This window comes from bacterium (assembly GCA_026398675.1).
Classification (GTDB): Bacteria; RBG-13-66-14; RBG-13-66-14; order RBG-13-66-14; family RBG-13-66-14; genus RBG-13-66-14.
The window spans coordinates 1-2,008 of the sequence record JAPLSK010000211.1; the positions used below are offsets into that span (position 1 = coordinate 1).

Sequence of the window (2,008 nt, forward strand, 5' to 3'; positions counted from 1 at the left end):
GGTGAAGGTCGCTGCAGGTCCCCTCTCCCTTCTAGGGAGAGGGCTAGGGTGAGGGTCGAGGTTGGGAACGTGAACGCGGCGGGGATTAAAATCCCCGCCCTACATTTGGCGTGATGGGTGATTGCTACCGGCTGACGACCAGCCGCCCAGAGGCTATAACGAAACCCTCACTCGTACCGCAGGGCGTCTATGGGGTCCAGGCGGGAGGCTTTGATGGCGGGATAGGTACCGAAGAAGAGGCCGACCACGACGCTGAAGGAGAGCCCCAGAAGGATGGACCACCAGGTGATGGCGTTGGGGAGCTCGAGTATCGCGGCCAGAAGCGCCGCCAACCCCCACCCCCGCGCCACCCCGACCACCCCGCCGAAGAGGGTCAGCACCACGGACTCGGTGACGAACTGGGCGGTGATGTCTCGCCGTCGGGCGCCGATGGCCTTGCGCACGCCTATCTCCCGGGTGCGCTCGGTGACGGCCACCAGCATGATGTTCATGATGCCGATGCCGCCCACGAGAAGCGACATGGAGGCCACGCCGATGAGGACGGCGTAGAGGACGATCTCCATCTGCTTGAAGACCTCGAGAAGTCCGCCCTGGGTGGAGACTTCGAAGTTGTTGTCCTCGGTGGGACCGACGCCGCGGCGGCGGCGCAGGAGGCTCTCTATCTCGTCGGCGGCGCGCAGGACCGTGGCGGGCGAGGTGCTGGTCGCGATGATGAAGAGCGAGCTCCCGCCCATCTTGGTCGGCTCGAAGATGGTTCCGAAGAGCGTGTGGGGGACGAGGACGTAGGTATCCTGGCTCTGGCCCAGAAAGTCGCCCCGCCGCTCCAGCACCCCGATCACGGTGAACCTGTATCGCCCGATGCGGACCTCGCGGCCCACGGGGTCGCGGGAGCCGAAGAGCGCCTCGGCGATGTCGGCGCCGATGACGGTCACCCGTCGCCGCGCCCGCACGTCGGCGCTCGTCAGGTCCCGACCGAGCTCCACGTTCAACGCGTTGACCCGGCAGAAGTCCTCGCTGCCGCCGCTGATCATGACCAATTCGGTGGAGGAGGCGCCGTGGGTGACCCGGGCCGAGGTGAAGTACATCGGCGTGACCGCATCCACGTCGGGGCAGTACTTGGCGATGGCCTCCGAGTCGTCCAACGTGAGGTCCGGCCGGAACATGAGCTCGGGGTTGGGCCGTCCCGTTTGGATGGCCGGCATGGTGCTCACGTAGATGTAGTTCGAGCCCAGCGAGCCGATGTGCTCCGCCACGCTGTTCGACAGGCCCTCGATGAGGCTCACCAGGGTGATGATGACCGTGACCCCGATGACGATGCCCAGGACCGTCAAAAAACTCCGCAACTTGTTGGAGCGGATGGCGTCGAAGGCGATGCGCCCGGCCTCGCGCAGGGTGCCGGCGGCGAGGGTCCAGAAGGGGTGGCGGCGGGATTCCATTTTTTTTATAAAAGGGAGACGAGCCCGGCAACGATTTTCCGCTCGTCGCCGGAGAACTTTTTGTGGAGGTCCAGCAGGCGCATTCCCGGGGAGAAGCGCCGTGACACCCGGTCCGCGATGAGGGCGTGGACGTCGGCCAGGCCGGCGGAAGCGGCCAGGTCCCGGGAGCGGTCCAGGAAACCCAGGAGGGCACGGGCGATGGTGGTGGTCTCGCCGCCGAGGCTTATCCGCGCGTCGAGGCCCTCCGCGATGGCGGCGACGCGGTTGGGAGAAATTTCATCTTCGGCGGCGCGGAGGCGCCCGTCGCCCCAGCGCACCGCCAGCGCGGCCAGGACCACCAGGCCGACCACGGCCGCCGAGTCCTCCACCGTGGTCTGCATGTCGCAGACGCGCACCTCCACGGTGGGGAGCATCCGGCGGGGGCGGATGTCCCAGTAGAGGTCCTTCTCCATGGTGGCGCCCTGGGAGGCGAGGGCCAGAATCGCGGCGTCCACGTCGGCGAAACTTTTCAAAGGCGGCGGCGCGCCCACGGTCTGGAGGCGCGAGTAGATGTCCAGGCGCGCGTCGGCGGC

Annotated in this window: 2 protein-coding genes; both read right to left on the bottom strand. The window is 67.2% G+C overall.

Going from position 1 to position 2,008, the window contains the following annotated elements; translation table 11 throughout:
* Window positions 1–167: 167 nt before the first annotated feature.
* Window positions 168–1,436, bottom strand: a complete 1,269-nt coding sequence (locus NTW26_07030; GenBank protein MCX7022010.1) for an ABC transporter permease — start codon at window positions 1,434–1,436, stop codon at window positions 168–170.
* 5 nt (window positions 1,437–1,441) lie between these two features.
* On the bottom strand, window positions 1,442–2,008 hold a 567-nt coding region (locus NTW26_07035), incomplete at its 5' end, for a hypothetical protein (GenBank protein MCX7022011.1).

What these genes read in the sequence shown, in the direction of transcription:
- NTW26_07030 (MCX7022010.1), bottom strand. Translation starts at nt 1,436, where the DNA reads ATGGAATCCCGCCGCCACCCCTTCTGGACCCTCGCCGCCGGCACCCTG.